Source organism: candidate division KSB1 bacterium (genome assembly GCA_016214895.1).
GTDB lineage: Bacteria > Electryoneota > RPQS01 > RPQS01 > RPQS01 > JACRMR01.
Genome location: JACRMR010000023.1, coordinates 82,852 through 89,850, shown reverse-complemented (window position 1 = coordinate 89,850; position 6,999 = coordinate 82,852). Strand labels below are relative to the sequence as shown.

The 6,999-nt window shown below is 57.7% G+C and carries 6 protein-coding genes and 1 tRNA gene; 5 read left to right on the top strand and 2 right to left on the bottom strand.

Features of this window, described 5'->3' with window-relative positions; genetic code table 11:
• Positions 1–192 precede the first annotated feature (192 nt).
• Positions 193–2,082, top strand: coding sequence for a T9SS type A sorting domain-containing protein (locus HZB60_12140; protein ID MBI5060516.1), 1,890 nt, complete (start codon positions 193–195; stop codon positions 2,080–2,082).
• Here the strand turns inward: HZB60_12140 and HZB60_12135 are convergent.
• Positions 2,068–2,634 carry a hypothetical protein gene (locus HZB60_12135; protein ID MBI5060515.1) on the bottom strand — a complete coding sequence of 189 codons (567 nt, stop codon included), beginning with the start codon at positions 2,632–2,634 and terminating at the stop codon, positions 2,068–2,070. The genes HZB60_12140 and HZB60_12135 overlap by 15 nt on opposite strands.
• A 301-nt stretch (positions 2,635–2,935) precedes the next feature.
• Positions 2,936–3,019 (bottom strand) — tRNA-Leu (locus HZB60_12130).
• 99 nt (positions 3,020–3,118) lie between these two features.
• Between HZB60_12130 and smpB the strand changes: the two genes are divergently transcribed.
• From smpB to HZB60_12110, 4 genes are all read left to right on the top strand, one after another.
• Positions 3,119–3,583, top strand: coding sequence for an SsrA-binding protein SmpB (gene smpB / locus HZB60_12125; GenBank protein ID MBI5060514.1), 465 nt, complete (start codon positions 3,119–3,121; stop codon positions 3,581–3,583).
• A gap of 31 nt (positions 3,584–3,614) precedes the next feature.
• A complete protein-coding gene (locus HZB60_12120; protein ID MBI5060513.1) occupies positions 3,615–4,808 on the top strand; it encodes a tyrosine--tRNA ligase in 1,194 nt (397 codons plus the stop codon).
• A gap of 144 nt (positions 4,809–4,952) precedes the next feature.
• Complete coding sequence (locus HZB60_12115; GenBank protein MBI5060512.1) at positions 4,953–5,987, top strand: FAD:protein FMN transferase; 1,035 nt, start codon at positions 4,953–4,955, stop codon at positions 5,985–5,987.
• A complete protein-coding gene (locus tag HZB60_12110; protein MBI5060511.1) occupies positions 5,977–6,999 on the top strand; it encodes a glycosyltransferase family 9 protein in 1,023 nt (340 codons plus the stop codon). Before HZB60_12115 ends, HZB60_12110 begins: the two co-directional genes overlap by 11 nt.

Below are 6,999 nucleotides of genomic sequence, written 5' to 3'. Positions count from 1 at the left end.
CGTGAGTACGTCCTGAACAACCGCCTGCCTGAACTCGGGACTAAAGACCCGCTTCGACCTCGACATCATGGACTCCTTCTGCTGCTCCCCCTCAATCTAACCATCTATAGCATCACTGTCCAGCCCACGGGGTGCACCTCAAACAGTCCCTTTTCGTTTCCGGATCTAGTTCCAGGTCCAGGATATCGCATAATGGTTTGGCTCAATGACGGCACCGGAATCGACATAGGAGATCCATTTACGATTCAGCCCGCCGTGGGCAATTGTGCTCTGAATGTTATCGGACCCGGCTGGGGCGACGAATGGCGTGCGGCTCCCTTTGCAGAAGCATGGTTTGAATGGAGCTATTCCGGAAACTGCACGGGAACAATCTCGGCAGATCTCTATAAGCATGGTTCGCCGGTTCGCAATATGGCCACAGGGCTTCCGGTCACCGATCTTTCATACGCTTGGGAAGTCACATCGGACATCCGTCCGGATTGGGGTTACCAGATACTGATAAAGAGCGATGCGGACTCGAATATCCGAGATCTTGGTGCGCCGTTCACCGTCATGCCGCCCTATGGTAATTGTGCTTTGAATGTGGTGGGACCCGGCTGGGGGGATGAGTGGCGAGTTGATTGGACTGGCGAAGTGGTCGAATGGGGCTACTCCGGCAATTGCTCGGGTACCGTCCGGGTGGATCTCTACAGAAACGGTAACCTGGTCAGAAACATCAATCCTGGCGTAAACGTCGCGAATCGAACCTGCACGTGGGATGTGCCTGATGACGTGACGCCTGGCTATGGTTATCAGATCTTCGTCTACTACGCGAACAACGATTCCATTTGCAGCATGGGCGCTCCATTCTACATGGCACCGCCCCTTGCCATTTGTGCCCTAAGCGTCATCGGCCCGGGCTATGGTGATGAGTGGCGCGTGGGTTACTTGAATGAGACGGTGGAATGGGCTTTCACCGGCGATTGTGTCGGCCAAGTGGATGTCGAACTAAGGCGTGCAGGATCATTCATACTGGCACTGGGCACTTATCCGGTAACTGATCTGCAATGTTCGATTGACTTGCCCATGAACGGTCTTGAACCCGGCTATGGATATGAGATCTTTCTGCGGCACGCTACCGTTCCCCGTATTACTGCACACGGCAATCCCTTCAACATGATGCCGATGGAAGGTGGATGCGAAGTGCTGGTGACGGACCCAGGATATGGCGACGCTCTGCGAATCGGCCAAATGGACACAATTCGCTGGACATATTCTGGTTCCTGCACTGGCACCATTCGCCTCGATTTGTACCGGAATGGTGGCTTTGACCGGAGTATTGCGGAGTCTGTCCCGGTATCGACCCTATCGTACGCCTGGCAGGTCCCGAATGACCTTAGCTCTGGCGTTGGCTACTCTGTTCGTCTTCGCGGAACCGGAGACCTATTACTGACCGAACGAACTGTTAGCAACATGAGCGAGCCTTGTGTTGTTCAGGGAGGAGCAGGAAGCTGCATTATTACGACAACATCGCCCGGAGTAGGAACTATTTGGCAGACAGGCCAGAGTGTAAACATCGAATGGAATCTCGAGGGTTCCTGTTCGGGCGATGCGCGCATCGATCTTCTCCGTGGTGGCGGCCTCGTGTACGCCATTGCTCAGTCAGTTAGTCTCACTGGCCAGCAGTTTCAGTGGACTGTTCCGCAACACTTGGTCTCCTCCTCGGAATACCAGGTGCGAGTCCAGAGCACATCCAATCCAAGTTTCGTTAGCATTTCGCAGACTTTTCAATTGCAGCAAACGGTGGACGTTCCTAATGAAGCTGCAGGGGGCGTCCCTGATGAGTATTCTCTTGAGCAGAACTTCCCGAACCCTTTCAATCCATCCACCACGATTCGCTTCGGTGTTCCAATGGCATCGGAAGTTATTATCGAGGTGTTTGATGTTCTGGGACGCAAGGTGGAGACTCTTAGAAATGGGCTGGTGCAGCCTGGTGTCTACAGTGTGGTTTGGAATTGCTCCACATGCTCTTCAGGTTTGTACTTCGTTCAAATGCAGACCCGCGACAAAGTCGCTCTGAAGAAGATGTTACTGCTGAATTGACCGGTCCGCTGCAACAGCCAAGGATTCGGGCACGATGATCCACGAGCACCCGCAATTGATGGTTTCCCCTGGTGTACCGGAAGGATCGCGTGGGTACATCAGTTTGATCCTGCCGTCGTACAGCTTGAACGGCTCAGTCACCGGAACCTGCTGGCCGTCAATCCGCTGATGTTCTTCGCGGCGACCCGGACGGAACGGCCCTGAGACCCATTGCTTCAGTAGTTTCTGCGGACTTTCTACCAGGGCTGCAAGCGACTGAACCTGCGTGTCGAGCGCAATCGAGTACACCCGCGAAACCTCCGTGCGCACGATCCGCTCTGCTTGATAGCTCACCCCCTGTTGCCCTGCGCGACCCAGCAGCGTGTCAAGTTCCTGCATAGTTTTGTAAGGTGTCAAACTACCCAGCACACCGCGAGACAACACACCGTTGACCTTGGGAAGCAAATCAGCCGAGATGGATTCAATCAGGTCTGCGCTGTAACCTGTCGCAATGCTGAGCAGCTCCGGGGTAGGGGAAAGGAACGCGCCTTCAATGCCCAGCCATGCGTTCACTTCTGGTATCGGCGCATGCCAATAGCGCGATGGCCCGTTCGAATTGTTGGCGGGTTTTGCTGGGGCGATTTCCGTTCAATTCTACCGTCATTCTACCAGAAATAGCAACTTCAATATTAACAAGAGTCGAAAGTAAGTTCCCAAGCTGGAGGTTGCGGGTTCGACTCCCGTCATCCGCTCCATTTTTCGACAAATCCCCGCCGAAATCGGCGGGGATTTACGCTCCTAAGCTTTTCCGAGTGCCCAAATGTTCAGGCGCGACCTATCGAAAAGCCCCGCTGGTCACGGGGCTCGGACTTCGTGCTGGAGGCGGGACTCGAACCCGCACGTCCCGGAGGACACTAGTACCTGAAACTAGCGAGTCTACCAATTCCACCACTCCAGCCAAACAGGCCCCTAATTTACGGTAATTCCCGGCCTTTGTCAAGCCTGCCGCCCGGCCGCTGCTTGCGTTTCGGACCGAAATTGATTATTTTTATTGCTCATGCCTGAAAAGGAGCCGGAACACGTCGTCGCCAAGAACCGCAAGGCTTGGCACGACTACCACATTCTTCAACGTTATGAGGCCGGAATTGTCCTCCTCGGTACCGAAGTCAAGTCGGTCCGCGCCGGACACATTGGCCTCCGCGACTCCTATGCTGCCTTCGAAAACGGCGAGCTGTTCCTGTTCAATCTCTCCATCAGCTCCTACAAAGACCGCGGCTACACCGAGCATGACGAGCGCCGTCGCCGGAAGCTGCTCCTGCACGCCGATGAGCTGCGCAAACTCCGCCGCCAGATCGATGAGAAAGGCAATACGCTGATTCCGCTCCAGCTCTACTTCAAGGGCCGGGTCCTGAAGGCCGAGATCGCCGTCGCGCGCGGCAAGAAAGAATATGACAAGCGCGAGCAGAAAGAAAAGGCGATGATGGCCCGCGAATTGAAACGTGAACTCAAGAATCGCAGATAGTGCCTTGAATTTCCCGCCGCTGAACGAACAAATGGACCTGATCCGCCTCGGAGCTGAAGAAATCATCTCTGAGGAAGAACTCGCCCGCAAACTTGAGCGTTCACTGAAATCCGCGAAGCCCTTGATCATCAAAGAGGGCTTCGACCCCACCGCTCCCGATCTGCACATCGGTCACGCCGTCCAACTCCGCAAGCTGAAACACTTCCAGGACCTCGGCCATCAGGTCGTGTTCCTGATCGGCGATTTCACCGGCCGTGTCGGCGATCCCACCGGCCGCTCCAAGACCCGTCCGCCCATGACCGCGGAAGACGTCGAGCGTAACGCCGTGACCTATCGCGAGCAGGTCTTCAAGATCCTCGACCCGCTTAAGACACAAGTTCGGTTCAATTCCGAGTGGCTGGGTACGCTCACTCCCTATGATCTGATCTCGCTCACTTCGCACTATACCGTCGCCCGCATGCTGGAGCGCGATGATTTTACCAAGCGCTTCAAGGCTAATCAGCCGATTAGCATCCTCGAATTCATGTATCCGCTCTTGCAAGGCTACGATTCCGTCGCGCTGCGCTCGGATGTGGAACTGGGCGGCACGGATCAGAAATTCAACTTGCTGCTGGGCCGTACCTTGCAAGAACACTATGGGATCGAGCCGCAGGTCTGCCTGATGATGCCGCTCCTGCCGGGCACCGATGGCGTCGAGAAGATGTCCAAGTCCCTGAATAACTACATCGGCATCAACGAGACTCCCCAGAATATTTACGGCAAGACCCTGTCCATCCCGGACAACATGATCATCGCCTACTACACGCTCGCCAGCGGCCTGCTGCCGCGGGAAATCCGTGAAATCCAGGTCGGGATGGAATCCGGTCGCGTCAATCCCCGCGACCCCAAACGCCGGCTCGCGCGCCGTCTGGTCGAACTCTACCACAGCACCACCGCGGCAATGACCGCCGAGGAGGAGTTCGACCGGCTCTTCGTCAAGAAGGACATTCCGGACGAAATCTCCGACTTCACCGTCGCCGCCGACGACGACTTACTGCTCGCGAAGCTGATCGTGGACTCCGGCGGTGCCAAGACCAACTCCGAAGCCAAGCGCTTGATCGAAGCCGGGGGCGTGCAACTCGATCAGCACAAAGTCAGTGACCCGCTCCAGAAGATTCAGCTCACGTCGCCGGTGATTCTCAAGGTCGGCAAACGCTTCTTCGTCCGCCTGATCCCCAAAGCATAGTTGCGCGCTTCGCTGAATCGCTACGGCGGGTAAGCGCATGTGACCTCACGAAATCCCGATTCCGCGACTTCCGATACCCGGCTCCGTCTCCCGGGCCGTCACGTCTTCATCTTCAATTCCTTATTACAGGTTAAGGTCGTTCCGATGAAACCAAATTCCATTCTGCGTTCCGTGATACCGCTCGCGCTCTGCGCGGCCCTGCTCGGCATGGCCGGCTGCAAAGGAAAGAAAGCGGAGAGCCAATGGCCGTCCGAGACCCGCGATGCCTTCGGCACCAAGATCACGATCACCGTGTTTGATCCGAATCAGAAGCCGGAGATGCTCAAGCGGATTTACGACGAAGTATATCCCGTCCTGACTCAGTTTGAAGCAAAGTCTTTTAAGCCCGGTCCGGACAATCAGGTGCTCGGAATCTCCAAAGGGGCCGGTGAACAATCGATCCCCGTCGATCCGGCGACCTTCGACTTCCTGATGAAGGCGATGCGCTTCTACGACTATGGCGGTCAGGCGTTCGACATTCGCTACGGACCGATGTTGGATGCGTGGGGCTTCGACACTAAACCCCGCGTTCCCGCCAAAGCGGAACTCGACAGTCTGCAATCCTACGTCGCCCAAGGCGGAATGTTCGTGGCAGGCACGTCAATCCTGCTGGCCAAACCGGGCATGCGCTTCGACGCCCGCGAAATCGCGCTCGGTTACGCGCTCGATCTGGCCGCAAAACGCATTGCTGAAATCGGCATCCGCAGTGCCGCCATTTCTACTCCGAGTACCTGGCGGTTCATCGGCGATCCGCCGGACCCCAAGGGCTTCCCCGCCAAGATCCGAAATCCGCTCCAGGCCGACTCGTCCTGGGCCACGGTTTTCGCGCCCGTCGGCGGATTGGCGGTCAAGAGCGCATCCGACGGCGCCTTCTCCAGCGGCGGCCAGGCGTATCACCGCATTCTCGATCCCCGCACCGGCATGCCCGCGAATCGACTCGCGGCCGCGATCGTGCAGTCGCCGGATGCGATTACCGCGCAAGCCATGGCCTATGCCCTGATGGTCAGCGGAAGTGTGGACAGTTGTGACGCCAACGGTAAGACCGCGGTCGGGGGCGCCGTGCTCGTCAAGAACGCGGGCGGTAAGTTGAGCGAAATCAAGTCCGGTTCGCTCGCGAACAGTTTCGATCTTGCTCGTTGATGAGGAACAGTCGCGCGAGGCGATCCTCGTGCTGCGCTTCTCTTCGCTCGGCGACATCCTTTTGACCGCTCCCGCGATCCGCGCGCTCCATCGTCGGTTTCCGGACGCGCGGATCGACCTGCTGGTGGCCGAAGAATTCCGCGACGCCGCCGAGTTGATTCCGGGAGTGGATAGCATTCTCACCTTCGACCGCCGCGCCGGATTCGCCGAACTGCTCCGCATCCGCGCGGACATCTCCCGACAATATGCAATCCTGGTGGACTTGCAGAACAGCCTGCGCTCAGCGTTCCTCCGGCTGCTTGCATTCCCCACCATCTGGGTCAAAGCGCGCCGCTTCCGCGTCCACCGTTGGCTCTTGATCCGCACCAAGCATGTGTTCTATTCGCGTGTCTTGCCGGTGCCTGATCGCTACCTGAGTGCACTCGAGACCTTCGGTATTACGGATGACGGCCGCGGGCTCGAACTGCGGCGACAGCTGGGTGGGGGAGAGGCTCCCATCGCCGACAAGTCCGTGGTGCTCTGCCCCGGGGCCAAACACTTTACCAAGCGCTGGCCCGCTGAGCGTTGGATCGAACTCGGACGGAGATTGCGCTCCTTGAATTTCGCCGTCACGCTGATCGGTTCTGAATCCGAACGCGCGACCATCCAACAACTCTCGACTCAAATTCCGGATGCACGAGTCTGTGTGGGCGTCCCCTTCAAACGCGTCGCGGCCACGATGCAGAACGCAGACTGCGTGGTCTCCAATGACTCCGGCCTGATGCACCTTGCCACCGGTCTCGACGTCCCCGTGGTCGCGCTGTTCGGACCCACCGTGGACTGGTTCGGCTTCTTCCCCTACCGCGCGCGCGCCGAAGTGATTCAGAACTCCTTGCCCTGCCGCCCCTGTTCGGCCTTCGGCGGTCCGAGCTGTCCGAAACGTCACTTCCGTTGTATGCTGGATACGCAGGCCGACCGCGTCGCCGATGCCGTCGTGCGCTCCGTGGCTCCGTTTGCGACGTCGGCGCATTGA

Coding starts and splice junctions, on each gene's coding strand:
- HZB60_12140 (MBI5060516.1), top strand. CDS start 193: ATGGTTTGGCTCAATGACGGCACCGGAATCGACATAGGAGATCCATTT.
- smpB (MBI5060514.1), top strand. CDS start 3,119: ATGCCTGAAAAGGAGCCGGAACACGTCGTCGCCAAGAACCGCAAGGCT.
- HZB60_12115 (MBI5060512.1), top strand. CDS start 4,953: ATGAAACCAAATTCCATTCTGCGTTCCGTGATACCGCTCGCGCTCTGC.
- HZB60_12120 (MBI5060513.1), top strand. CDS start 3,615: ATGGACCTGATCCGCCTCGGAGCTGAAGAAATCATCTCTGAGGAAGAA.